The following is a 25,404-nucleotide window of genomic DNA, read 5'->3' on the forward strand; positions in this document are numbered from 1 at the left end:
GCCCAATCCTCATCTAGTGCATAATTCTAAGGTGTTTTTATGCTTTAGCATGTTAGCAAGAGTTTGAACGCTACGCCATGGCTATGTTTAAAATGTACCGAAAGGTTAATTCAACTCTTGGAATACCCAAGGACGAACTTGTTTAGTTTTATCTTCATAAGCGCGAATTGCGTCCGCATTTTGAAGAGTTAAACCAATATCATCCAATCCATTTAACAAGCAGTGCTTACGAAATGGATCAACTTCAAATTTAAATGCTTCACCTGTTGGAGTACGTACTTCTTGAGTTGCTAAATCAATTGTTAATTGATATCCCTCATTAGAAGCACATTCTTTAAATAACTGCTCAACTGTTTCTTCTGGCAAAATGACAGGTAACATGCCATTTTTAAAACAGTTATTAAAGAAAATATCAGCAAAGCTTGGTGCAATAACCGTACGGAATCCATATTCATTTAATGCCCAAGGTGCATGCTCACGGCTTGAACCACAACCAAAGTTAGTACGAGCAATTAAAACAGTTGCTCCTTGATAACGAGGCTGGTTTAAAACGAAATCCGGATTTTTTGGACGTACTGAATTGTCCTGTCCTGGATAACCTTCATCTAAATAACGAAGTTCATCAAATAAATTATCGCCAAAACCAGTGCGTTTAATCGACTTTAAAAACTGTTTTGGAATAATTAAATCTGTATCAACATTGGCACGATCTAATGGTGCAACGATACCTTGTTCAACTGTATAAGCTTTCATGGTTTGCTCCAGATCGAATTAAAATGAACGAACATCAACGAAGTGACCAGCGATTGCAGCCGCTGCCGCCATTGCTGGGCTCACCAAGTGAGTACGACCACCATTGCCTTGACGGCCTTCAAAGTTACGGTTTGATGTCGATGCACAGTGTTCACCTGGTTGTAACTTATCTGCATTCATTGCTAAACACATTGAACAACCCGGCTCACGCCATTCAAAGCCTGCTTCCAAGAAGATTTTATCTAATCCTTCTTTTTCAGCTTGTTGTTTCACTAAACCAGAACCCGGAACAATCATGGCTTGCTTAATGGTGGATGCCACTTTACGACCCTTAACCACCTCAGCCGCAGCACGGATGTCTTCAATACGAGAGTTCGTACAAGAACCAATAAAGACACGATCAAGCTGAATATCAGCTAATGCTTGACCCGCATTTAAACCCATATATTGATAAGCACGTGTCCAATCATTACGTTGAACGTCATCTTTCGCTTGTTCTAAAGTTGGCACAGCTTCAGTAACTGGAATAACCATTTCTGGTGAAGTTCCCCAAGATACTTGTGGTTCAATTTCTGCGCCATTTAACTCAACTACAGCATCAAACACAGCATCTTCATCTGAATGCAATGTGTTCCAGTAAGCAACTGCTTGTTCCCATTGCTCGCCTTTTGGTGCGTAGCTACGGCCTTTCACGTATTCAATAGTTTTGTCATCAACTGCAACCATACCGACACGAGCACCTGCTTCAATCGCCATGTTACATACCGTCATACGCCCTTCAATCGACATATCACGGAAAACTTGGCCGCCGAATTCGATTGCATAGCCTGTACCACCAGCAGTACCAATTTTACCGATAATCGCCAAGACAACATCTTTTGGTGTTACGCCTTTACCCAATACGCCATCTACACGAACTAACATGTTTTTAGATTTTTTCTGAATCAAGCATTGTGTTGCTAACACATGTTCAACTTCAGATGTCCCAATACCATGCGCCAAGCAACCAAAAGCACCGTGAGTTGCTGTATGTGAATCGCCACATACGACCGTCATGCCCGGTAAAGTTAAGCCCTGTTCAGGCCCAACTACATGCACAATCCCCTGACGAATATCATTAATACTAAACTCAACAATATTAAAGGCTTTACAGTTGTCATCTAAGGTTTGAACTTGAATACGAGATGTATCATCTTCAATACCAGCGATGCCTTGGTCACGTTCCTTTTTAGATGTTGGAACGTTGTGGTCTGGTGTAGCAACGTTTGCACTTAAACGCCATGGTTGACGATCCGCAAGTTGCAAACCTTCAAATGCTTGTGGACTTGTCACTTCATGCAATAAATGACGGTCAATGTATAGTAAACATGAGCCATCATCACGCTGTGAAACAACGTGGTCATCCCACAATTTGTCATATAAAGTTTTGCCTGCCATGTCGTCTTGCTCCATTGGACTGGGTAATTCTGATCTTTATTCGATTATAGCCAGAGTTTCACATAAATCTAATTTATCATTTTTATAAATTAGAAAACTTTTTGGAATAAATTATGATTTCCGCAAGGTACTTCAAATTTAATAAATCGTTTTTGTTAATGATTATCATTTGCATAATCAATTTTTAATCTTATACTCTAATGCCTATACTAAAAATATCTAAAGTGGCTAAAGAGAATGATCATGGCTAATATCCAAAAATTCGTTATAAATAATCAACGTACCTTAAAGAAAACCTTAAGCTATTACATTATGCATATTACTGTCGCAATGCTAGTCGCATACTTTGTAACAGGTAATATCTGGATGGCTTTAACATTAAGTATGCTTGAACCAACCGTACAAGCTTTTGCTTTTTTCTTCCATGAAAAAGTTTGGGCTGCTAAAGATCGCCGCGTATCAGCCTTAGCTGAAAAAGAAACAACGGCTTAGGCTAAGATTAGTGCGGTAATTCACAACTTTCTCACTCGTTTTGCTGCAAGCATGATACGATTTTGGCTCGGCAACTTTAGCCCCTCGATTTTTCTATTCCAAGTTGAGTTGTATTATGAATCTTGCAGCCTTTGAAGCTTTTGTAAAAGTTATGGAAACAGGGTCTATCTCTGTGGCAGCAGATCAGTTATTTATTACTCAACCTGCTGTTACCAAACGAATTCACAGCTTAGAAGAATATTTTGGCGTAAAACTATTTGAATCTGCAGGGCGTGGTGTTCAGGCAACTCATGCTGCACATTCATTACTTCCTAAAGTTAAAAACTGGTTAAATGAGCTGGGTGATATTCACCATACGCTGAGCCATGAACAAACTCAGGTACAAGGCCGCTTAAAAGTCGGTACGAGTCACCATATTGGTTTGCACCATTTACCCGCACCACTTAAGCATTTTGTTCAGCAATTCCCTCAAGTTACCTTAGATGTGCATTTTGTTGATTCAGAGCAAGCCCATGAACAAGTATTGGCTGGTGATTTAGAACTAGCATTTTTAACGCTTCCTCCTTCAGGAGATGAGCGTCTTAACTACATTACAATTTGGAATGATCCTTTAGTTTTTGTTGCTGCCCCTTTTCATCCGCTGGCACAAAAGAAGAATCTTACCTTACAAGATTTAATTGAATATCCAAGCTTATTACCTGCTGCACAAACTTATACTGCTCAAATCACTTTAGCTGAGTTTGAAAAACAAGGACTTAAACCAAAAATCACCATGAGCAATAACCCTCTTGAGTCTATTCGTATGTTGGTGTCAATTGGTTTGGGTTGGTCAGTTTTACCAAAAACTCTGTTGAATCAGGATATGCAGCAGCTTGATTTAAATGTTGAGATGAATCGTCAATTAGGTATGGTTTGGCATCCTGCACGTACTCAATCTAGAGCCATGCAGGAGTTGATTAAAATGATGCAGGATGCATAAAAGACTCTTATTTAAGCATCTACTCTAATTTAATTTATCCAAGCTTTAAGAGGCTTCGAATTTGTTGCACCATTTGGTTTTCATCAAGCATATGATGTGGAATCGTCATCGTTAATAGCTGATCTGATCGAAAATGGCGGTCTACTTCAAGCATAACGTGAGTTTGGTTAGGTTCAGCAACGAAAGAAACTTCAACCTCATTAAATCCGCTAAACATATGTGAAGAGACAAATTCAAGCTCTTGGTAACAACCAATCGTTGATCTAAAATTTCGCGCAGTAAGCTGCCCTTTTTCTACATCTACTGTCGATAAAACAAAGCCACATCGCTGCATAGCCTGTAGAAATATTTGCATGGCTGGAGTTGGCAGAACCTTTAGATAATCACGATCAGTTGCATCTAATCCCCAATCAACATCCATATGGGTTTGAATCCAAACACGTGCACCATTTCTTCGACAAGCAACCTCTGTAATCGGTGTCTCAAATGGTAGTTGAATACTAAAAGGGAAAGAATGCGCTTGATGTGCCGGCAAGAGGAATCGAGAGTTCACTAACCACTCTTGTAAAACTAGAGGCTGGTTAAACTCATGATCACCAGATTCGACTTCTGCCATCGTCACCAATTGCAAATAAAGACCATTAATCTCTTTATCAGATGACCCACCTTTAAAGCTAATTTCCCCATGCAATGTGCTGCCTGCTTGCAAGCTTGGGTTCTGTAAAACAGTTTCTACCGTCACACCTTGAAGACCCAAACCAGACATAATTTTACTAAACATTTTTTCTCTAACCTTTCGAATTATTTCCTGTCATCTGTAGCAGCATACTTATTATTAAAGTGCATCATCTCCAGCGAGCTGAATCTTACCATCTGCAACTTCATTCATAAATTGGTCATAGTCATTTAGATTACGTTCCGCATATTCTTCTGCATACGTTTGTAATACTTCTACTATCGTATTACCTTCGCCAAGGTATCCCATAAGTACATCTGCATTTCCAGATTTAGCATGGGCATGAGCCAATGCTAAACCACAACTTTCGGCATACTCATAGAAATACTCATCATCCATGTCACTAAGATCAACCGAAATTTTCATATCACGTAACTGACGTACATGAAAATGTTGATTTGATATGGAAGAGAACCCAAGAAATATATCACTTGCAGCCTGCATGAGCTGCTGACCATGCACTACACGCTCACCTTCGTGATTTACCTTGTCTACAAATAACGGGCTGAGAATTGATGGATTCGCTTCTTTCATTTGTAAAATTAACGGTTCCCGATCTGCATCCTGAAATAATGCAATCGCTGATCGTGTACCAACACTTCCGACACCCACCACTTTCAAAGCTACATCTGTACGTTGATAACGATCAAAAAGCACTTGGCGATCGTATTTCAAAGAATCACGGTATTGTTGAAAGAATACATCCACATCTTTAGCAAATGGCTCATTTGCACTTGGATGCCATAATAACGGCGCATCATCCACAAAATGACGAAATCCTGTATCTTGATCTTGCTGGGTAAGCTTCGGCAAAACAGAGTACGCCGTTCTTTTCTGTGCTGAATCAAGATGCTTCTCGCGTTTCTTTCTTAGTTTTCGACACTCAGTATTTTCTAATAATGTACTGGCATCAACTTTTTCATACCAAACTTGGAGTGGTGAAAGTTCTGTAATTTCTAATAAGTGCTGACGATAACTATTCAGCATTATTTTAATTGCTTTTAACCCGACTTTCTCTGCAAGATGAATATCACGCGCCGCGATCACAAAACTGGTTGCTAAGCGCTTTACATCCCATTCAAATGGGGCAACTAAAGTTTCATCAAAATCATTAATTCCAAATAACAGGTTACGTTCTGGACTTGCAAAACCACCAAAATTACTTAAATGACAATCACCACAAATCTGTTGAAACAACCCTGAATTTGCCTGCTCCCACGCTTGGTTAAATAGCATCAAAGAAGGCATGCCACGATAAAATGTAAATGGAGAAACACTCATCCGTTTTGCACGAATCGGCTTGAGCTTTTCTAAACGTCCTTGGTTACTCCAATCATAGACCGTTAAGGCAGTTGTACCTTTTGGTCGTTCAGAAAGCTTTGATAGGTGTTCACGTGGAACTTTTTTACGTTGAGCCTTACCTAATTTGAAGCCTTCGCTTTTATTTAGTAGTTTCCCCTGATAGCTATGACGTGTTAAATCAATACTTTCATCATTCCAAAGTTGTTTTGGTAATTTAATTGGTGTTGTTTTTGACATTATTCCCTCATTTTTAAATTAAATTTTTTTATATTCTGAAATCTTTACCAAGATAAAATTTATTTTATTAATCATAGCAATATCTTTTTTTAGCTAAGATTTATAAGAAATATTAAAAAATGATTTTAAATATAGTTAAGAGTTGGAAGACCTCAAAACTTTTCAAATTGTTCTTCCAACTCCACAATTTTAAATCGACCAGTCCTGAATGTCCCAATTGTGTTCTTGAGCCAGTTTTTCAAGGCGATCATCAGGATTTACTGCAATTGCATGCGTTGCATATTCAAGTAAAAAACGGTCATTAATTGAATCGGAATACGCCCAAGACTCAGACACGTTACGGCCTTCCAACCATGCATCTAGACGTGCAAGTTTGCCTTTTTGATAACACGCTAAACCAGCAACTTTACCTGTATATTTTCCGTCAGCCACTTCAGCATTGGTGGCTAAAATTTCAGTAATCCCAAATTCACGAAAAATCGGTGCAGTAATAAAATCACTTGTTGCCGTAATACCCACAATGGTATGGCCTAAATCTTGATGTTTTTTGATTGCGTCAAAACCTTTTGGACGCATTTGCGGACGAATGACTTTTTGCATGAACAATTGGTGGAGCTCAGTTAAGTAGTCATTGTCATGTTGCGTTAAAAATCCAAAAACAAATTCATTATAAGCATACGGGTCAAGTTGGCCTGCTTTGTAATCTTCATAAAATTTATCATTCATCTGACGATGATGAACCGGATCAACCAAACCTTCATTGACTAAAAATTCACCCCAAGAATGGTCTGAATCGGTATTTAACAAGGTATGGTCTAAATCAAACAACGCCAGTTTCATGAAAATTCTCGTTTAAACTGAAATTTAAGAAAAAAAATGTAAATCTATCTCCGCTAGTCGATAGAAATTCGTTAAGATCGTAGCAATTTAAACATTTTACTTTGATCTTTTCGAGCTGGACATAAAAAAGTGTTTGTCCCCGCGATTAAAGTCAACGATATAGACAATATTTAGGTAGCCAAATGATCGATTCAGAAGGTTTCCGACCGAATGTCGGGATCATTTTGGCAAACGATGATGGACAGGTTTTATGGGCAAAGCGCATTGGTCACAATGCTTGGCAATTTCCACAAGGAGGCATCCAGTTTGGAGAAACCCCTGAACAGGCACTTTTTCGAGAACTGAGAGAAGAAATCGGCTTATTGCCCGAACATGTCCAGATTATTGCGCAAACCAAAGGATGGCTGCGTTATCGTTTGCCACATCGGTACATTCGGTCAGACTCTGACCCCGTATGTATCGGACAGAAACAAAAATGGTTTTTACTGAAGTTAACTGCGCCTGCAAAAAATATTCAGTTAAACCTTTCCGACCCGCCCGAATTCGATGAATGGCAGTGGGTTAGCTATTGGTATCCTCTTGGACAAGTGGTGAACTTCAAGCGTGATGTTTATCGTAAAGCCATGGTGGAGTTGTGTACACAGTTGCCGATGCAACAATTACCCTAAAAATCATTTATCTAGCAAATGATTTTTATTAAAAGTGCTGTTATAAATACATTCATAGTCTAAAAAAATACTGGAGTATACATCCATGTCAAACATGCAACTCGACACTCTACGGCGCATTGTCCAAGAGGTTAATGCGTCCGTCAGTTTGCATGAATCATTAGACATCATGGTTAATCAGGTTGCTGAGGCCATGAAAGTGGATGTTTGCTCTATTTATTTACTCGATGAACGTAACCAGCGCTATGTATTGATGGCCTCTAAAGGCTTAAATCCAGAATCTGTAGGCCACGTATCTTTGCAACTCGGTGAAGGCTTGGTTGGTCTGGTCGGGCAACGTGAAGAAATCGTTAACCTTGACAATGCGCCAAAACATGAGCGTTTCTTGTATTTACCTGAAACAGGCGAAGAAATTTATAACTCTTTCCTCGGCGTACCTGTCATGTACCGTCGTAAGGTTATGGGTGTTTTGGTTGTCCAAAACAAACTTCCTCAAGATTTTAGTGAAGCTGCCGAGTCTTTTTTAGTTACGCTGTGTGCCCAGCTTTCTGGCGTTATTGCTCATGCTCATGCAGTGGGTAATATTGACGTATTTCGTAAGCCGAGTAATGGACCTGCCTACAAAACCTTTCAAGGCGCTTCAGGTGCAGGCGGTGTTGCTTTAGGTCGCGCTATTATTTTATATCCGCCTGCCGATTTGGGTTCTGTGCCTGATCGTGAAGCAGAAGATATTAGCGATGAACTTCGAATTTTAGATCAAGCCATTTCATCAGTTCGTTCAGAGATTCGTTCTTTAGATGAAAAAATGCATGATTCTCTCATGGCCGAAGAGCGCGCTTTATTTAGTGTTTTCTTAAGAATGCTAGATGAAAATGCATTACCTGCAGAAATTAAAGAACTGATTCGTGATGGACATTGGGCACAAGGTGCAGTACGTCGTGTCATTGAAAAACACACTGCCCTTTTTGCACAAATGGAAGATGACTATCTTCGTGAACGAGTTTCCGACCTTAAAGATTTAGGGCGACGTATTTTAGCCTCTTTGCAAGAAGAAGACTCTAGCCATCGTGACCTGAGTCCAGACAGTATTTTAATTGGTGAAGAGATTAGTACTGCAGCACTTGTAGAGTTGCCAGTAGACAATATTGCAGCGATTGTGACATCAGAAGGTGCAGCCAACTCACATATGGTGATTGTGGCTCGTGCATTAGGTATTCCGACCGTAGTTGGTGTAACTGAACTGCCAGTGAACACACTTGATGATGCAGAAATGATTGTAGACGCCTATCAGGGCCGTGTTTTTGTTAATCCTCCACGTCGTTTACGCCAACGTTATAAGGAAATTCAAAAAGAAGATGAGCAAATCGCAAAAGATCTCAAACAATACGAGACTAAAGAAGCGATTACTCCAGATGGTGTGTCTGTTCAGCTCTATGTGAATACGGGCCTCATGATTGATGTAGTCCGTGGAGTACAACGCGGTGCTCAAGGTGTTGGTCTATACCGAAGTGAAATTCCATTCATGCTACGGGAACGTTTCCCGGGTGAAGAAGAACAACGCGCAATCTACCGTCAACAGTTGAGCCATTTCGCCAACAAACCTGTGGTGATGCGAACTCTGGATATTGGTGCTGATAAAGACTTGCCGTATTTCAGTATTGAAGAAGAAAACTCGGCATTAGGCTGGCGTGGTATTCGTTTCACGCTCGATCATCCCGAGATTTTTTCTTCGCAAATTCGCGCCATGCTCAAAGCCAGTATTGGTCTAAATAATTTGCATATTTTATTGCCAATGGTCACTACAGTCAGTGAAGTCGAAGAAGTACTTTATTTACTTGAGCGTGACTGGATTGCAGTGCAAGAAGAAGAGCAAGTTAAAATTACCAAACCAAAAATTGGAATTATGGTTGAGGTGCCGAGCGTACTGCTACAAATTGATGAGTTTGCTGAACTCGTCGATTTCTTCTCGGTCGGTTCAAATGACTTAACTCAGTATTTACTTGCAGTTGACCGTAATAATCCACATGTGGCCAACGTTTACTCGCATTTCCACCCATCCATTCTACGTGCGCTAACCCGCTTAGTTAAAGAATGTCATGAATACAAAAAACCTATCAGTATTTGTGGTGAAATGGCAGGTGATCCGTTATCGGCAATTTTGCTCATGGCAATGGGCTTTAATACCCTTTCAATGAGTTCGAGTAACATTTTGCGAGTAAGAAAAGCAATTTGTCATGTCCCTATGACAGATGCACAAAAATTGCTGGAAGATGTCATGAAAATGAATAATCCACTCATCGTGAAAAGTTGGCTTGAGTACTATTTTAAAACTCACGGTTTAGCGGATATGGTTAAATCGAATCGAATCGTAAATGTTTAATATATAAACAATAAAGGAGAGCAATGCTCTCCTTTATTCATTTGAGATCACGTCTACTACAACTAAATATAAAAAATTTCATCTCACTATTGCCGCCATCTTAATCTTTTAAATAAACATATAATCGGTTTTTTAAATTAATATTGACAGTTTAATCCATTTGAAAAATAAGACTTCTACTCCTAGTATATTTACAGAGCGTTATTAAAAGATCTTACGTTGTTCCAACAATTGAAGAGGTAATTCTATGCATCGTTATTTACAAGTTTCATCTTATTTTTCCTCTTGTTTTTTAACCTTCATGCAGTAAATTGGAGGAATAACAAGTAAAGGAATCTGATGCATTATTAAATAAAAAATAATGGCCGACATCTCAGTGAAAAGACTTTTTAAACGGTTTCCCTCACCATTTGTTCTCCCATTTCTTTATTTAGTAAACATGAGTTTTTAAACCAGAAGTCCAGGAAAATGAGCCCTAACATTTTTACGAAGAGCTCAATAATTATTACCCAGAGAGAATATAACCATGTCAGACGAATCAAAATGCCCTTTTTCAGGCCATAAATCAAAACCAGAGGTAACGGTCGGTGGTGGCACGCCTAGTTTACATTGGTGGCCAAAACAACTACGCGTCGACCTACTCAACCAACATTCAGAACGCTCTAACCCACTTGGTAAAGAATTTAATTACCGTCAAGAATTTAAAAAACTCGACTACTACACCCTCAAAGCTGATATCAAAAATGTATTAACCGATTCTCAAGATTGGTGGCCAGCCGACTGGGGAAATTATACAGGCTTATTTATTCGTTTAGCGTGGCATGCTGCCGGTACATATCGCATGGGCGATGGTCGTGGTGGTGCTGGTCGTGGTCAACAACGTTTTGCGCCATTAAATAGTTGGCCTGACAATGCAAGCTTAGATAAAGCGCGCCGCTTATTATGGCCAGTTAAACAAAAATACGGTCAAAAAATATCGTGGGCAGATTTATTTATTCTTGCTGGAAACATCGCACTTGAATCTTCGGGTTTCCGCACCTTCGGTTTTGGTGCAGGTCGTGAAGATGTTTGGGAACCAGACAACGATGTAAACTGGGGCGATGAAAAAGAATGGTTAGCTCATCGCAACTCTGAAGCATTGGAAGGCAGCAATCTAGCTGCAACCGAAATGGGTCTAATTTATGTAAACCCTGAAGGCCCACAAGCCAGCGGTGACCCTAAATCAGCTGCACCATTTATTCGCGCGACTTTCGGCAATATGGCAATGGATGATGAAGAAATTGTTGCCTTAATCGCAGGTGGCCATACTTTAGGTAAAACTCACGGCGCTGCCTCTGCTGACCATGTTCAGGCTGATCCTGAGGGAGCTTCAATTGAACAAATGGGCTTTGGCTGGTCAAACAGTTTTGGCACTGGTGTGGGTAAAGATGCAATCACCTCAGGTTTAGAAGTAATTTGGTCACAAACGCCAACTCAATGGAGCAACTACTTCTTTGAAAACCTATTCAAATACGAGTGGGTACAAGAGCGTTCACCTGCTGGTGCAATTCAATGGGTAGCAGCAGATGCTGAGGCTATCATTCCAGATCCATTCGACCCATCAGTTAAACGTAAGCCAACAATGCTTACTACAGATTTGACCTTACGTTTTGATCCTGAGTTTGAAAAGATCTCTCGTCGTTTCCTTAACGATCCACAAGCATTTGCCAATGCTTTTGCTCGCGCTTGGTTCAAATTAACTCACCGTGATATGGGGCCAAAAGCACGTTATTTAGGTCCTGAGGTTCCGGCTGAAGATTTAATCTGGCAAGACCCATTACCTGCTGCCAGCGCTATACCGTCTGCTGCTAGCATAGATGATGCAAAAGCAAAAATTGTTGCATTAGGACTATCTGCTGGTGAGCTAGTTTCCCTTGGTTGGGCTTCGGCATCAACTTTCCGTGGTGGAGACAAGCGTGGCGGTGCAAACGGAGCACGTATTGCTTTATCACCACAACGTGAATGGGACGTAAATAAAAAAGCAGTTGAGACTTTAACTAAAATTGAAGAACTCAAAGCATCTACTCAATTATCATTAGCTGATTTAATCGTGCTTGCAGGTAACGTTGGTGTAGAGCAAGCTGCTCAAGCGGCAGGTTTCAATATTAGCGTTCCATTTGCTCCTGGTCGTGTTGATGCATTACAAAGTCAAACTGATGTCGAATCTTTCCAATTACTCCTCGGCCTTGCCGATGGTTTTAGAAACTGGAAAAAAGAGGGTGTCAGCGCAACAACTGAGGCATTATTAATTGATAAAGCACAACAACTGAATTTGACTGCACCAGAGTTAACTGCATTGATTGGTGGCTTACGTGTACTAGGCACCAACTGGGATGGCTCACAACACGGTGTATTTACTCAGCAAGTTGGTGTACTAAGCACAGACTTCTTTACGAACTTACTCGACATGTCAACTGTATGGGCACCTGTTGACTCAACAAGCGAAGTATTTGAAGGCAAAGATCGTAAAACAGGCGCAGTAAAATTTACCGCAACACGTAATGATTTAGTCTTCGGTTCAAACTCAATCTTACGTGCATTAGCCGAAGTTTATGCTCAGGCAGACGGTAAAGAAAAATTTGTTCAAGACTTTGTTGCTGCATGGACTAAAGTCATGAATCTTGACCGTTTTGACTTAGCTTAATTTAACTCAAAATGGTAAAAAGCCAGTTCAATTTGAACTGGCTTTTTTAATATCAAGCATCGTCTTTTAAACAGTCAGTTTATGCCCTTCCCGAATGCAATAAAAAGGATTTGCAAGCTTTGACGAAGCTTTAATTGCCTGTGCTAGAGCATGCTCTGGATCTTCTCGGTCTTCATCAGTCAACTGGAAAGTTCGATAATGAATCGCAATAGAACGATGAGCCTGTAAATCAAAGTGCGCATGTAGCGCATCTTGCGGGTTCATATGAACATAGCTCATCAGTTCACGTGGCTCATACGCACCTATTGGAAGTAAGGCAACTCGCGGTGCGCCATAACGGGCATGTATTTGCTTAAAATGACCCGCATAACCGGTATCACCCGCAAAGAAACAATGACCTGTTTTAGCCACAACCGAAAAGCCGCCCCAAAGTGCCTTATTCTGGTCGCGTAAACCACGACCTGAACCATGCTGTGCAGGTGTATAGATTATTCTTAATTCGTGATAAGGAATTTCTTGCCACCAATCCATCTCAATGACATGAAACTCTTTAGGTAGATAAAAACCATTCCCGAGTCCAGTGTAAATTGGCATTGCGAATTTTTTATGTAGCCATTCAAGTGTCGCCAAGTCCATATGGTCATAATGATTATGGCTGAGCAAAACTCCATGAATCGTCGGTAATTGTTCTAGTGCAAAACCTGCCGGGCATACACGGCGTGGGCCACGCCCTTGTGAAGGACTTGCATAATCACACCACACTGGGTCGGTAATAAAGTTATAAGGACCAATCTGAACCAATACTGTTGCATGCCCAACAAACCAGACTTGCCAATCATCCAGATCTGCCTGAGGTCGATTTTGCGGCAAAGCTACAGCCGTATTTACACGGGTTTCATATTCATTTTGAATATCCACTTTCCATGTAAAAGACTCACGCGTAACCAACCAACGCAATAACTCTTTTGAGCCACGAGCAGGTGATTTAGGTTGTTGATTATAAAAACGTGTATCCGTTTCATGCCCAGACTCGGGATGACAAAAAGGAGGTTTTATCCATGTATGCGTCCAACAGGACTGAGTCGGCAATTGATATGTTAATGTCGGCTTGTCTTTCATGGGCTTTTCTATGTTTTAGCATCAGCAGAATGGATGTGATCAGGTTTCTATCTTAACGATTAAAACAAATTAAGCTATGGCACTTACACTTATTTATCATATAAATATCCATTTTATCGTGGTCATAGCCAACCTAAGTTAAATTAGAGTGCCATAAAAAACACTTAGATGTGTTGAGTTTATGCGTCAGTAATTACCATTCTTACTAAGACTTCTTGTATAACATAACAATTAGAAGATGACGAAAAGCCGCCATAGAACCTGTCTATTTCATCTTTGTCGCCCGTAATTTTTAACTTAAGATTCTTCTCTGCAATGAAAACAATATATTTAGTAACAATTAGATTTGGGTAGATCTTAGTGACCTCTAGGTTATAAATTTATTTTATTATTCTAGTTTTTGCATAATATGAGAATTTCTTAAATGAATATTTAAATCCTTTAAAAAATTCTTTGATTAATTATAAATAATGTATTTATTATTTAATTATTAATATATTTTATGAATTATTTGAGCTTATATTCCCATATTAAATCTTTAATGAAAATTAAAATTCCATTTATTTTATAAATACCTAAATCACCTTCACGCTATATCTATTTATGCTTTATACTTCACTTAAATCATAGTAAGACATTTTTTGGATTAGTCTTATGGAACTACGCCATCTCCGATATTTCATTACCGTTGCTGAAGAATTAAATTTTAGTAAAGCCGCTCTTAAACTTTTTACCGCACAGCCCTCTCTTAGCCAACAAATTAAAGATTTAGAAGAAGACGTTGGTGTACGACTTTTAAACCGCACAAAACGCAAAGTTGAGTTAACAGAAGAAGGCGAAGTATTTTTAGAACATGCTCGACTCACCCTCGCTCAGGCTGAAAAAGCGGTCGCTATGGCACGACAAGTTTCTAAGGCTAAACAGCAATTGTTACGTATCGGTTTCGTTCCCATCGCAGAAATGAAAATTTTCCCTTATGTACTTCCTAATCTGCGACTACAACACCCAGACCTCACCATTGAATTATCTAATTTAAACAATACTGAACAGCTTAAAGCCTTAAAAAAAGGAGAGCTGGACATTACGTTTACTCGTGAAAATACAGATAGTGATGAAATACAAAGCCAATTTGTTTTAACTGAACCCCTGATTTTCTTACTTCCTAAAAATCATCCACTTGCTCAATATGATCGAATCCCAGTCCATGCCTTACAAGGTATTGACTTTATTATCCCGGCAGCCGAACAATCACAAACCTTACATAACACCATTTTAGATTTCGCTAAAACTCATAACATCGAACTGAATATTGTTCAAAAAGCAGATAGCATATTGTTCAACATTAACTCTCTTGGTTCTGGATTAGGCTGTACAATTTTACCTGCCTATGTTGCGCCTTTAGGCATCAAAAACACGATAGTTCGTCCACTTGATGTCGACTTACCAACACTTGATTTATTCGTAAACTATCGTAAAAACTCACAGTCTTTAGGCGTTCAAAAATTCATTGACCAGCTCACTAAAGTATTTCATTTAGATAAAAACTTAAACCACGCTTAATTATTACGAATAATTTTATTATTAAGCGCATGATTAATAAGATCATCTTTATAAAAAAGTATAAATAAATATTCCTTTTATTTATTTTATACTTTTTATAAACAGTTTAATCCACGGTAATGTCCTATTTTACCTAATAGGTAAAATTAAATATCTCATGAATATAAATGAAAAGAATTGAAATAAAATCTATATAAAACCATATATTATTTTCACCATTTAATAAAAAATAATATATTTCGTGTAATAAAGGAGACTAGGAAAATGGTTGGCGTATTTCAACATCTAGGACGTAGTGTACAAAACCGCCCACATTTCTTTATTGCTTTATTCATAGGTATTGTCACAGCCGGTATTTTGACATGGTTAACATCATGGAAGTGGTCAACTATTTTATTAGTCAGCTGGAATGCTTCCGTTAGCATATATTTACTCCATGTTTGGCAACTCATGAAAAGTGCCGACCATTCACAAATGCAACAGCAAGCTAAAAAACAAGATGAAAGCAAATGGGTCATTATGCTGATTGTTTTATTGGCATTAATCATGTGTCTGGTTGCTATTCTAATTCAACTGTCACAGCTCCCTTCCGACAGTTCTGCAAAGTTAGGCCATGTGGCTTTAGCTTTACTCACCATTGTGTCTGCATGGCTTTTTATGCATACCGTTTTTGCTCTACATTATGCTCATGATTTTTATATAGCTTTATCTAGAAATGAAGAAAATGGAGGGTTAGATTTCCCTGGCACAAAGCAGCCAACTTATCCTGATTTTCTATATTTTAGTTATATTATTGGTACTTCTGCTCAAACTGCGGATGTGTCAATTACCACCAAGCACATGCGTCTTTTAAACTTATTTCACGCTGTGTTGTCTTTTGGATTTAATACCACCATTTTAGCGATCTGCATTAACGTTGCTGCTGGTTTTCTTACCAATTAAAACCTTTATTTGAAAACAAAAAAGCCACCCCTTTGGGTGACTTTTAAGAATATTAGGTTTACAGCAGTTGCCCCATAGTACTTTGTTTTAAGCCTTCACGCTGTTTGATCGTTTCAACATAACGGGTAATAGCAGGATGTGACTCAATCGCATTCATTTTTAACTGCCATAAAAGCATTGCTCCAACACTTACATCTGCTGCGGTAAATTGCTCACCACATACATACGGATTCGCTTCACTCAATCCCTGAACTAAAGCTTGATAAGCATCGTTGTAATCGCCATAGCCAACAAACATTTTTTGCTCAGGTGATACTTCTATTCCTAAAGCTTTATCAACACCCGCAGCTTCCCAAGGGCCCGCCATCACAAATAACCAACGATAGTACAAACCACGTTTCGGATCATTCAAGGCTGGTGCCAAACCTTTATCACTAAACTTGTCGGCTAGATATGCACAGATTGCACCCAACTCATAAATCACGACATCGCCATCTACCAATACCGGTACTTTTCCAAAAGGATTAAGTTTTAGATATTCAGGCGATTTCATCTCGGTCTTATATGCGACTTCAATTCGTTCACATTCAACACCTAACTCGACCAAAAGCCAGTCAATAACTACACCACGTGACTCTTTGTTAGTATAAAGTTTAAGGCTCATTCTTATTGCTCCTTGTTTATCGTAGTTCCTAGTTTACAAATAACTTTTGTCAGTTTTTGTCAGTAGTCCTTTGCATTTCTTGTTTCCACCATCTTTGAAACAGATGTTTTTTAAATTCAGGATATATTTCCTCACTCATTTGCAAGTCATGGATACGATCTATCCGAAAATGGCGAAATGCCTGCCGTAATTCACACCAAGCAGCAAGTACAACTTTGTCATGTAAATACCCTAAAGCAAAAGGCCAAAGTGAACGTTCACTTAACCGTTTTTGTTCATCGCAATAATCGACTTTTATTTTTACTTGTTTACGAATCGCTAAACGTACTTGTTCTACTAAAGCTTCATCAACCGGATGCCAGTAATGTGTAACGCCTAGCGTCATGTCATCGATCAAATATTTCCGGTGCTCAGGTAGAACTGCATAAAGTTTAGAATAGATTGAAACGGCTGCCGATTTCATTGCCTGATCTGGAACGTCTTTCAACCACTCTAAAGCTAAAAATAGAGCTTCGGCTTCATTCTCATTAAAAGTAACCGGTGGTAATAAGATGTCTTCTTTAAGCTGAAAACCCAAGCCTGCTGAGGCATCAATTCTTACACCTTGCTCACGTAAGCTATCAATATCTCGATAGACACTTCGAACACTAATGTTTAGGCTTTCAGCCAAGACTTGTGCTGTGATTGGGTAACGGGCTTCACGGAGCTGTTGTAAAAGATTTAATAGACGAATTGAACGGCTCATTTTTCTCTTCTTATTGTTTTGTTATTCAGCTTAAAAAAAGAGGGAACGTATTCCCTCTTTAATACTATTTCAATTTAAGCGACATCTACAGTAGATAACTGAGCATACCCTCTCAAAAAGCTGTGAAGCTCTTGTACATCTTTAGCAATCGTTAAAGGTTGGAACTTTTGCAGAACGTCAACCGAATGTACGCCATAGCCAACACCAATACGCGGCATCCCTAAACGCTGTGCCATCTCAAGATCATAGCTGCTGTCACCAATCATGACTGCTTGCTCAACACTCACTCCAGTGGCTGTTAAGATTTCTTGCAGCATGAGCGGATCTGGTTTTGAACGTGTTTCGTTGGCTGCCCGAGTCACATCAAAAAGATGAGTACTTTGTGTTTTTGCGATTACACGGTCTAACCCACGGCGATTTTTACCCGTCGCAACTGCAAGTTTTAAACCTTGGGCTTTTAAATCATGGAGTAGTTCAGAAATACCCTCAAACCATGCATCACTAGTCGAGTTCGCGATATAGTGATCACCATATGCCTTTAAGATCGAGTCATGCAATTCTGGCGCTTCTGGAAATAAGGTCTGCATCACCTCAGGCAAGCCTAAACCGATAATACTTTTTGCGGCTTCATCGCTTAGAGGCAGTTCATGTTGCTCTGCTGCATGTTGTAAGCTGGCAACAATCTGGCCAACAGAGTTATATAAAGTTCCATCCCAGTCAAAAATAACTAATTCGGTTTTCAGACTCATTTTGCTACTCTCAAAGCCTTTAATAACTGGGTCATGTCTTCTGGTAACGGCGCTTCAATCGGTGGATAACCCGGAATATCTAAACGCATCGCGTGTAAACATAAACGTCGTGCCTGCGGACCTGCGTACTCAGTGGTGTGTCCATATTTATCATCACCCACTAACGGATGTCCAATACTTAAACCATGTACACGAATTTGATGGGTACGACCTGATAACGGCGATGCATGAACCAAAGTGGCATTTTTAAAACGCTCTGCAACAACCCATTCGGTTTTACTCGGTTTACCTTCTTTAGACACCCGTACACGACGCTCGCCATTGGCTAACTCATAACGAAATAAAGGTGCATCAATGAGTTGTTTATCGAGACTCACCTGACCTTTTACAATCGCCGCATAAGTCTTACGAATTTTGTGCTCACGCAACATATCTTGTAGCAGCTTTAAAGTACTACGTTTCTTGCTAATCATGACCAGACCAGAAGTGTCACGGTCAATGCGGTGGATTAGTTCTAAATATTTTTTACCTGTCGCTGCGCGCAAAGCCTCAATCAAACCATACGCCACACCACTACCACCATGTACAGCAATACCTGATGGTTTATTTATGACTAACAGGCCTTCATCTTCATAGACCACACGGCTGAGTAGGCTTTGTGCTACACTATCACTCACAGGAGCAGCGGTTTCATCCTTTTGTTCATAGCGAATAGGTGCAACACGAATCTGATCTCCAATCTCTAATTTGGTCTCAGCTTTAATACGTTTTTTGTTTACTCGAACCTGACCTTCACGAATCAAACGATAAATACGACTCTTAGGTACACCCTTTAAACGCGAAAACAGGAAATTATCAATTCGCTGTCCTGCTTGATGTTCATCCACCTCAAACCAAGTGACACTTTGCCATTGCTGTGTAGAATTCATACTAATATTTAAACCTGAAATTTTGCTAAATTTGATTAATAAATGACCGATTAGCTTAGTTTTTTCACAAGAAATCTAAGCTTAGCCCATAGGCAGATGCTGCAAGGTTTGATATAGTCAGCGCACGGATACCGCCGTAAGTGAACATCTAATAGGGAATTTCCCTGATTGAAACCTCAATCAAAATGATGCTTTCATCACCAGCTCGGATTGGTCCTAAAGAATTATGCCGACGCCGAAGGCTTATTATATCGGCAAAATGACAAACTGTTGCGTTTAATTCAGTTTGTTCAAAAAAATATGTTACCAACTCTAGTTGGTTATGGAACGTAAACTGATACACATCAGACAAATCGCTCCTTAATGTTGCCTTCAGGCTAAAGCGTTGATGCATTGGAACTGCCGAAAGCACCGATACGATGAGCATTCCGTATCAAACTTCCAAAAAGAAGTCACTTCGCGCCCAATGACAGTGAAAGTCATTAACCAATGCACCGCTCACCCGCCAGTGAAGCACTAAGGAAGTCCGATTTAAAGGTTGAAGCAGTATTGCCTACATCACAGACGAGAATCGAAGCTAAGGCTAAATGTAGCCGGTAACAGATGACTCAGACCACAAATATTTTGAGATCTGGGAAATGATCCGTCATGTTCGATGTTCGTTCAGAACCTTTAAGTTTGTGCGATATGTTTGTGTGGGTCACTATTAGGTGTCACACCCATGAAACGTATGTTGATTAATGCAACTCACGCAGAAGAAGTCCGCGTTGCACTTATCACTGGTAATCGTCTTTACGATTTTGATTTAGAGAATCGTACCCGAGAACAGAAAAAATCCAATATCTATAAAGGCCATGTAACCCGCGTAGAACCATCTTTAGAAGCTGTTTTTGTTGAATACGGCGCAGGCCGTCAAGGCTTCTTGTCTATGCGCGAAATTGCTAACAGTTATTTCCAAGCAGACCCACGACAAACTTCAAACATTCGTGAACTTATCACTGAAGGTACTGAATTACTTGTTCAAGTCGAAAAAGAAGAACGTGGAAATAAAGGTGCGGCCCTTTCTACCTTTATTTCACTTGCAGGACGTTATTTGGTTCTTATGCCAAACAACCCGAAAGGCGGCGGTATTAGTCGTCAAATTTCAGGTTCTGTACGTGAAGAATTAAAAGAAATTCTAGCTTCTTTAAATTTACCACGTGGTATGAGCGTTATTGTACGTACCGCTGGTATTGGCCGTACCCAAGAAGAATTACAGTTAGACTTACAGCATTTGCTTGATCTTTGGACTCAAATCCAAGGTACAGCGAGCTCTGGTCCTTCTCCAATGCTAGTTCATCAAGAAGCTGGTGTTGTTACTCGTGCTATCCGCGATTATTTACGTGATGATGTTGCAGAAATCTTAATTGATAGCGAACAGGCTTATAACGAAGCTTATAACTTTGTTAAAGCAGTGATGCCTCGTCAATTAGACAAACTTAAAACTTATACTTTAAATGAGCCATTATTTGCTCATTTTGGTATTGAAAGCCAAATTCAAACTGCTTATGAACGTGAAGTAAAACTTCCTTCTGGCGGTTCAATTGTGATTGACCAGACTGAAGCTTTAGTTTCAATCGATATTAACTCTGCGAAATCGACTCGTGGACATGACGTTGAAGAAACTGCGCTGAATACTAACTTAGAAGCAGCAGAAGAAATTGCTCGCCAACTTCGTCTTCGTGACATTGGTGGTTTAGTTGTAATCGACTTCATCGATATGACTAAAGAGCGCAACCAACGTATGGTTGAAGCAAAACTTCGTGAAGCAACACAAAGCGATCGCGCACGTATTCAGTTTGGACAACTTTCTCGTTTTGGCTTAATGGAAATGAGCCGTCAACGCTTACGTCCATCTCTTGAAGAAGCAACAGGTTATGTGTGCCCACGCTGTCATGGTACAGGCATGGTTCGTGACTTACGCTCACTTTCGCTTTCTATTATGCGTAAAGTAGAAGAGATCGCGCTTCGTGAACGTCATGGTGAAGTACAAGTAGAAGTACCTGTTGAAATTGCAGCATTCTTACTCAATGAAAAACGTCATAGTCTTGTTTATTTAGAACAAACTTCTAGTGTTCGTGTGACTGTTTTGCCTCACCCACACTTAGAAACACCTCACTACGAAATTCAGTACAATCCAGATGGGTTTGCACCATCTAGCTACGAACGTACTGAAGCAACTCGTTCAAGTGAAAAAGAGTTAGGTTATGAATCTTCTGAATGGCATTTAGAAGAAGCCGATCATGGCCATACTCATGCAGCCCCTGCTGCCAATAACGCAGCCAACCAAAAGAAAGCAAATCAAGCGGCTCAACCTGCTGCTCAGGCAAGCGCTCAAAAAGCAGCAAGCCCATGTGCATGGTTAGAAAACCTTTTTGTTCAAAAACAAGCTCAAACAGTTGATCAATCTCGCTCAGCACAAAATGCTGCTGCCGCAATTGAACAAATGGTGAATACTGGCGCTGTTAGCCGTGGGCAGTTTGGACAAGTTGTAGCACCAGCAGTTGCTGAAGTTACTTCGGCTCCATCTAACAATGCTTATATTTCTCAATCTCCTGTTAAGCAGGAAGCACGTGAGAATCTTGAAAAAGACGATAAAGTACAACAGCAGCGTCCAAACAACAAAAAACGTAAGCACAAAGAGCAACGTGAACAACATCAACATCACCACAATCAAGAACCACAGCAACAACAGGTTCATGAAGAAGTTGTACAGTTATCACGCCAAGAGCAACGTGAATTAAAACGTCAACAAAAGCGTCAACAACAAGATCAGCCGCATGCGCAACATCAAAATGATGGGCAACAAGCTGAACATGCTGTACCGCGTCGTGACCGTAATAATCAACAACGTCCAAACCGCCCGAATCGCCACCGCGATCCAAGCGTATTAAATGAAAATCAAAATACGCCAGCACCAGCAGTTGTTGATGAAAAACAAATTAAGGTTGATTTGATTGATGCTCCACAGCATGAAGTCATGAATACAGCCTTAGTCATCAATGTTGATCAAGCACAAAGCGAAATTATTGCTTTAACGCCTGAGCAACCTGTTGAACGCACTGAAAAAGCACCTGTTGTTGAAGCTACTCAAGAATCAGCTCCAGCACCTGTTGCTGCTGTGGAAGAGACAGTAACTGCTGAAGCAGAAGCTCCTCAACCAAAGGCTGAGAAAACTCAACCGCAAATTCAACGTGCGAGTAATGATCCTCGTATGCGTCGCCGTGAACAACGCAACGCAAAACGAGCTAAAGCTGTTACACCATCAATTGCCCCATCGCAAATTCCAACGTTGGCGCAATATACAATTGGCAGCTTGATCCGTCATGTTTACGGTGAAGACTGCACAGTACTGATTGAACAGTTTGGTTTAGTTCCAACATTCAATCGTGCATTGCAGAAATTTGCAGAGCAATATGCAAGTACTCTAGTGACTGAAGTCGCAGCTGAAGCTGAAGACAAAAAGCCTGTTACTCGTGATGCCGAGCTTCCAAGCAATAAGCCTTCACAAGAAGCAGAACCTGCGCCAGTACTTCCATTGACGCCACCAAAAGAAGCGACACCACGTGTTGCTAATGATCCGCGTGAACGCCGTCGTTTAGCGAAACTTGCAGCTGAACAAGCTTTTGAGCAAGTTAAACAACAACATTCTGCACCAGAAGAAGCTGCCCCTGTAGCTGAGACTGTAGAAGAAGCCGTTGTTACTCCTACTACTGAAACACAAGCACCTGTTGAATCAAAACAACAACCGCTTGAGCTTGATCAGGAAACTGAAGTAGCAGCTAATGTAGAAGAGACACCAGAGACAACTGTAGTAGAAGCTCCGGTTGCAAAACAGCCAAAAGCAGCTGCAAAAGCCAAAGCAGCTACAGAACAAGCTGTAGAGCCAACTGAAGCTTCTGCCGAGAGTGAATCAGAAGATTCTAAAGCTGACAAGGACAAACCAAGTCGTCCTCGTCGCCCTCGCGGCCGTCCACCAAAGAAAGCAAATCCTGTAGCGGAGTAAATCATTTGCTCAATTGCAGCTAATTTAAACAAACCTAGTCATTTCGATGACTAGGTTTTTTTTGTTATTTTTAACCAATTAGGTTGATTGCACTAGAAGAAAAGTTTTAAAAGCATGGTGAACCATGAAAAATACTGTACTTTTGCCAACGCAACCTTTTTTGGATTGATCGAAAAATAAATAGGATTGATATGAGCCAGACAACACAGACCGATATCATTACGCTTGGGGATGTTGCCACTAGACTTCCTAGCTTCATTCCCAAAGTACCCCATATCCTGAATGGTCTTAAACAGGCTTATTTAAGAACAGCAAATACACCAACTGGATTAGGTGTAGCTTTTGAGAAAGCTGTTAAGCGAAATCCGAAAGGTATTGCTTTATTATTTGAAGATCAAAGTTACTCATACGAAGCTTTAAATGAATGGGCTAACCAGATTTCTCACTATTATTTATCTCTCGGCGCACGTAAAGGTGATGTGATTGCCGTAATGGTTGAGAACCGTTCTGAGCTTATTGCCACTATTGTGGGCTTAGCTAAAATTGGGGTAACTATTGCGCTTGTAAATACATCTCAAGTCGGTAAAGTTCTCGCTCATAGTATCAATCTTGTAAAACCAATTGCAGTCATTGCGGGTGAAGAAGTTCGTGCTGCAATTGATGAAATTCGTCAAGACTTAAACGTTCCTAAAGACCGTTTTCACTGGTTTGCAGATCAGACTACTCGTCAAAATGCAGGAACAGCACCTCAAGGTTATGCCAATCTTGCAATAGAAATTGATCAATTCCCGAAATTCAATCCATCAACCACACATTCCGTTCATGGAAATGATGGCCTGTTTTATATTTATACTTCGGGTACAACGGGCTTACCAAAAGCAGTTATTTTTAAACATAGCCGCTGGACACTCGCATATGGCACTTATGGCCACATTTTAAACCTTGGTCCAGATGATGTGATGTATGTCACTTTACCGCTGTATCATGCAACAGGCGTGGTTGTTTGCTGGTGTGGTGTGATTGCAGGAAGCTCTACCCTTGCCATTCGACGTAAATATTCGACCAGTGCATTCTGGAAAGATGTTCAGAATTTTAATGCGTCTGCAATCGGTTATGTAGGTGAACTTTGCCGTTACTTGATGGATGCTCCAACTACAGAGTTTGACCGCGCTCACCGTGTAACCAAAATGATTGGTAACGGCATGCGTCCAAACATCTGGGATAAATTCAAACAGCGTTTTGGTGTTGAAGAAGTTCTTGAGCTTTATGCCTCAAGTGAAGGTAACGTTGGCTTTAGTAATATTTTCAACTTTGACAACACAGTAGGCTTCTCCCCTACGCCATACGCAATTATTGAGTTTGATAAAGAGAAAAACGAACCAATACGCGATAAAAATGGCTGGTGTAAAAAAGTTAAAGCAGGTGAAGTCGGTTTATTGGTAGGCAAAATTACCAGTCGCTCTCCATTTGATGGTTATACCGACCCAGAAAAGAATAAATCTGTGATTATGCAAGATGTCTTTAAAAAAGGTGACTCATATTTCAACACAGGTGATCTTGTTCGTAATATTGGTTTCCGTCACGCTCAGTTTGTTGACCGCTTAGGTGATACCTTCCGCTGGAAAGGCGAAAATGTATCTACCACCGAAGTTGAAAACATGGTGTGTGAATATGACAAGATCGCTGAAGCTGTGGTTTATGGTGTAGAAATTCCAAATACCAATGGTCGTGCAGGTATGGCAGCAATCACACTTGCTGATGGTGCCGAGTTAAATGACGCTGATTTAACAGAAATGGTGACTGTATTTAAAAAATGCTTACCTGCTTATGCGGTACCAGTGTTTTTACGTATACAAGCTAAAGTTGAAACCACAGGTACTTTTAAGTACCAAAAGAATAAATTGAAGGAAGATGCGTTTAATCCAAGCAAAACTTCTGAACGTTTACTCGCTTTATTGCCTGGTGAAAGCAGTTACTGTGACATCACAACTGAAATTTTTGACAACATTCAGGCATATAAATACCGTTTTTAGTTCATTTTTTAGCTAAACAAGAGGAAATCGTGCTTTTTATAGGCAATCATGCAAATGTTTTTAAATTTCCTCTTGTGTTAGTTGAATAACTTGCTAAAATACGCGACATCA

At 40.0% G+C, this 25,404-nt stretch carries 19 protein-coding genes; 9 read left to right on the forward strand and 10 right to left on the reverse strand.

The window, feature by feature from the left end:
* Positions 1-105 precede the first annotated feature (105 nt).
* Both leuD and leuC read right to left on the reverse strand, forming a co-directional pair.
* Positions 106-753, reverse strand: coding sequence for a 3-isopropylmalate dehydratase small subunit (gene leuD, locus RMB06_RS12395; RefSeq protein ID WP_311079699.1), 648 nt, complete (start codon positions 751-753; stop codon positions 106-108).
* 18 nt (positions 754-771) lie between these two features.
* On the reverse strand, positions 772-2,190 hold the full coding sequence (gene leuC, locus RMB06_RS12400) for a 3-isopropylmalate dehydratase large subunit (RefSeq protein WP_002115007.1): 1,419 nt from the start codon (positions 2,188-2,190) through the stop codon (positions 772-774).
* Positions 2,191-2,427: 237 nt separating this feature from the next.
* On the opposite strand from leuC, the gene RMB06_RS12405 reads away from it, so the two are divergent.
* Positions 2,428-2,682: a DUF2061 domain-containing protein gene (locus RMB06_RS12405; protein WP_017482004.1), complete on the forward strand. Its 255-nt coding sequence runs from the start codon at positions 2,428-2,430 to the stop codon at positions 2,680-2,682.
* 115 nt (positions 2,683-2,797) lie between these two features.
* Positions 2,798-3,661, forward strand: a complete 864-nt coding sequence (locus RMB06_RS12410; RefSeq protein ID WP_005066023.1) for a LysR family transcriptional regulator — start codon at positions 2,798-2,800, stop codon at positions 3,659-3,661.
* Positions 3,662-3,695: 34 nt separating this feature from the next.
* On the opposite strand, the gene RMB06_RS12415 is transcribed toward RMB06_RS12410, so the two are convergent.
* The 3 genes from RMB06_RS12415 to RMB06_RS12425 form a co-directional block, all read right to left on the reverse strand.
* Positions 3,696-4,442 carry a sporulation protein gene (locus tag RMB06_RS12415; RefSeq protein WP_017385688.1) on the reverse strand — a complete coding sequence of 249 codons (747 nt, stop codon included), beginning with the start codon at positions 4,440-4,442 and terminating at the stop codon, positions 3,696-3,698.
* A gap of 54 nt (positions 4,443-4,496) precedes the next feature.
* Positions 4,497-5,936 carry a DUF2252 domain-containing protein gene (locus RMB06_RS12420; protein WP_311079703.1) on the reverse strand — a complete coding sequence of 480 codons (1,440 nt, stop codon included), beginning with the start codon at positions 5,934-5,936 and terminating at the stop codon, positions 4,497-4,499.
* Between the two features lie 189 nt (positions 5,937-6,125).
* Positions 6,126-6,776 carry an HAD family phosphatase gene (locus tag RMB06_RS12425; protein ID WP_002115098.1) on the reverse strand — a complete coding sequence of 217 codons (651 nt, stop codon included), beginning with the start codon at positions 6,774-6,776 and terminating at the stop codon, positions 6,126-6,128.
* Between the two features lie 182 nt (positions 6,777-6,958).
* Between RMB06_RS12425 and RMB06_RS12430 the strand changes: the two genes are divergently transcribed.
* The 3 genes from RMB06_RS12430 to katG all read left to right on the forward strand — a co-directional run bounded on the left by RMB06_RS12430 (position 6,959) and on the right by katG (position 12,507).
* Entirely contained in the window at positions 6,959-7,444 is a 486-nt protein-coding gene (locus tag RMB06_RS12430) for an RNA pyrophosphohydrolase (RefSeq protein WP_000567255.1), read from the forward strand.
* Positions 7,445-7,529: 85 nt separating this feature from the next.
* Positions 7,530-9,824 (forward strand): phosphoenolpyruvate--protein phosphotransferase, encoded by a 2,295-nt coding sequence (ptsP, locus tag RMB06_RS12435; protein ID WP_032042099.1) that lies wholly within the window; start codon positions 7,530-7,532, stop codon positions 9,822-9,824.
* 526 nt (positions 9,825-10,350) lie between these two features.
* Positions 10,351-12,507: a catalase/peroxidase HPI gene (gene katG, locus RMB06_RS12440; RefSeq protein WP_311079707.1), complete on the forward strand. Its 2,157-nt coding sequence runs from the start codon at positions 10,351-10,353 to the stop codon at positions 12,505-12,507.
* 66 nt (positions 12,508-12,573) lie between these two features.
* On the opposite strand, the gene RMB06_RS12445 is transcribed toward katG, so the two are convergent.
* Positions 12,574-13,626: an MBL fold metallo-hydrolase gene (locus RMB06_RS12445; RefSeq protein WP_005066015.1), complete on the reverse strand. Its 1,053-nt coding sequence runs from the start codon at positions 13,624-13,626 to the stop codon at positions 12,574-12,576.
* A gap of 654 nt (positions 13,627-14,280) precedes the next feature.
* Between RMB06_RS12445 and hcaR the strand changes: the two genes are divergently transcribed.
* On the forward strand, positions 14,281-15,186 hold the full coding sequence (gene hcaR, locus RMB06_RS12450; protein WP_005066014.1) for a DNA-binding transcriptional regulator HcaR: 906 nt from the start codon (positions 14,281-14,283) through the stop codon (positions 15,184-15,186).
* Between the two features lie 264 nt (positions 15,187-15,450).
* Positions 15,451-16,128 carry a DUF1345 domain-containing protein gene (locus RMB06_RS12455; protein WP_005066012.1) on the forward strand — a complete coding sequence of 226 codons (678 nt, stop codon included), beginning with the start codon at positions 15,451-15,453 and terminating at the stop codon, positions 16,126-16,128.
* A gap of 58 nt (positions 16,129-16,186) precedes the next feature.
* On the opposite strand, the gene RMB06_RS12460 is transcribed toward RMB06_RS12455, so the two are convergent.
* The 4 genes from RMB06_RS12460 to RMB06_RS12475 all read right to left on the reverse strand — a co-directional run bounded on the left by RMB06_RS12460 (position 16,187) and on the right by RMB06_RS12475 (position 19,215).
* Entirely contained in the window at positions 16,187-16,792 is a 606-nt protein-coding gene (locus tag RMB06_RS12460; RefSeq protein ID WP_005079230.1) for a glutathione S-transferase family protein, read from the reverse strand.
* 49 nt (positions 16,793-16,841) lie between these two features.
* Positions 16,842-17,537 carry a YafY family protein gene (locus RMB06_RS12465; RefSeq protein ID WP_002114898.1) on the reverse strand — a complete coding sequence of 232 codons (696 nt, stop codon included), beginning with the start codon at positions 17,535-17,537 and terminating at the stop codon, positions 16,842-16,844.
* 74 nt (positions 17,538-17,611) lie between these two features.
* Entirely contained in the window at positions 17,612-18,286 is a 675-nt protein-coding gene (locus tag RMB06_RS12470) for an HAD-IA family hydrolase (RefSeq protein WP_086400302.1), read from the reverse strand.
* Positions 18,283-19,215, reverse strand: a complete 933-nt coding sequence (locus RMB06_RS12475; RefSeq protein WP_069031528.1) for an RluA family pseudouridine synthase — start codon at positions 19,213-19,215, stop codon at positions 18,283-18,285. The genes RMB06_RS12470 and RMB06_RS12475 overlap by 4 nt, the downstream gene beginning before the upstream one ends.
* 721 nt (positions 19,216-19,936) lie before the next feature.
* Here RMB06_RS12475 and RMB06_RS12480 point away from each other — a divergent pair.
* Both RMB06_RS12480 and RMB06_RS12485 read left to right on the forward strand, forming a co-directional pair.
* Positions 19,937-23,260 (forward strand): Rne/Rng family ribonuclease, encoded by a 3,324-nt coding sequence (locus tag RMB06_RS12480; protein ID WP_311079708.1) that lies wholly within the window; start codon positions 19,937-19,939, stop codon positions 23,258-23,260.
* 191 nt (positions 23,261-23,451) lie between these two features.
* Positions 23,452-25,293 carry a long-chain-acyl-CoA synthetase gene (locus RMB06_RS12485; protein ID WP_311079709.1) on the forward strand — a complete coding sequence of 614 codons (1,842 nt, stop codon included), beginning with the start codon at positions 23,452-23,454 and terminating at the stop codon, positions 25,291-25,293.
* Positions 25,294-25,404: the final 111 nt, after the last annotated feature.

Source organism: Acinetobacter sp. V104_13 (assembly GCF_031798995.1).
In the GTDB taxonomy this organism is placed as follows: Bacteria; Pseudomonadota; Gammaproteobacteria; order Pseudomonadales; family Moraxellaceae; genus Acinetobacter; species Acinetobacter pittii.

Bases quoted from the DNA above. Each gene is read 5' to 3' on its own strand.
- leuD (WP_311079699.1), bottom strand. From the start codon at position 753: ATGAAAGCTTATACAGTTGAACAAGGTATCGTTGCACCATTAGATCGT.
- leuC (WP_002115007.1), bottom strand. From the start codon at position 2,190: ATGGCAGGCAAAACTTTATATGACAAATTGTGGGATGACCACGTTGTT.
- RMB06_RS12405 (WP_017482004.1), top strand. From the start codon at position 2,428: ATGATCATGGCTAATATCCAAAAATTCGTTATAAATAATCAACGTACC.
- RMB06_RS12410 (WP_005066023.1), top strand. From the start codon at position 2,798: ATGAATCTTGCAGCCTTTGAAGCTTTTGTAAAAGTTATGGAAACAGGG.
- RMB06_RS12415 (WP_017385688.1), bottom strand. From the start codon at position 4,442: ATGTTTAGTAAAATTATGTCTGGTTTGGGTCTTCAAGGTGTGACGGTA.
- RMB06_RS12420 (WP_311079703.1), bottom strand. From the start codon at position 5,936: ATGTCAAAAACAACACCAATTAAATTACCAAAACAACTTTGGAATGAT.
- RMB06_RS12425 (WP_002115098.1), bottom strand. From the start codon at position 6,776: ATGAAACTGGCGTTGTTTGATTTAGACCATACCTTGTTAAATACCGAT.
- RMB06_RS12430 (WP_000567255.1), top strand. From the start codon at position 6,959: ATGATCGATTCAGAAGGTTTCCGACCGAATGTCGGGATCATTTTGGCA.
- ptsP (WP_032042099.1), top strand. From the start codon at position 7,530: ATGTCAAACATGCAACTCGACACTCTACGGCGCATTGTCCAAGAGGTT.
- katG (WP_311079707.1), top strand. From the start codon at position 10,351: ATGTCAGACGAATCAAAATGCCCTTTTTCAGGCCATAAATCAAAACCA.
- RMB06_RS12445 (WP_005066015.1), bottom strand. From the start codon at position 13,626: ATGAAAGACAAGCCGACATTAACATATCAATTGCCGACTCAGTCCTGT.
- hcaR (WP_005066014.1), top strand. From the start codon at position 14,281: ATGGAACTACGCCATCTCCGATATTTCATTACCGTTGCTGAAGAATTA.
- RMB06_RS12455 (WP_005066012.1), top strand. From the start codon at position 15,451: ATGGTTGGCGTATTTCAACATCTAGGACGTAGTGTACAAAACCGCCCA.
- RMB06_RS12460 (WP_005079230.1), bottom strand. From the start codon at position 16,792: ATGAGCCTTAAACTTTATACTAACAAAGAGTCACGTGGTGTAGTTATT.
- RMB06_RS12465 (WP_002114898.1), bottom strand. From the start codon at position 17,537: ATGAGCCGTTCAATTCGTCTATTAAATCTTTTACAACAGCTCCGTGAA.
- RMB06_RS12470 (WP_086400302.1), bottom strand. From the start codon at position 18,286: ATGAGTCTGAAAACCGAATTAGTTATTTTTGACTGGGATGGAACTTTA.
- RMB06_RS12475 (WP_069031528.1), bottom strand. From the start codon at position 19,215: ATGAATTCTACACAGCAATGGCAAAGTGTCACTTGGTTTGAGGTGGAT.
- RMB06_RS12480 (WP_311079708.1), top strand. From the start codon at position 19,937: ATGAAACGTATGTTGATTAATGCAACTCACGCAGAAGAAGTCCGCGTT.
- RMB06_RS12485 (WP_311079709.1), top strand. From the start codon at position 23,452: ATGAGCCAGACAACACAGACCGATATCATTACGCTTGGGGATGTTGCC.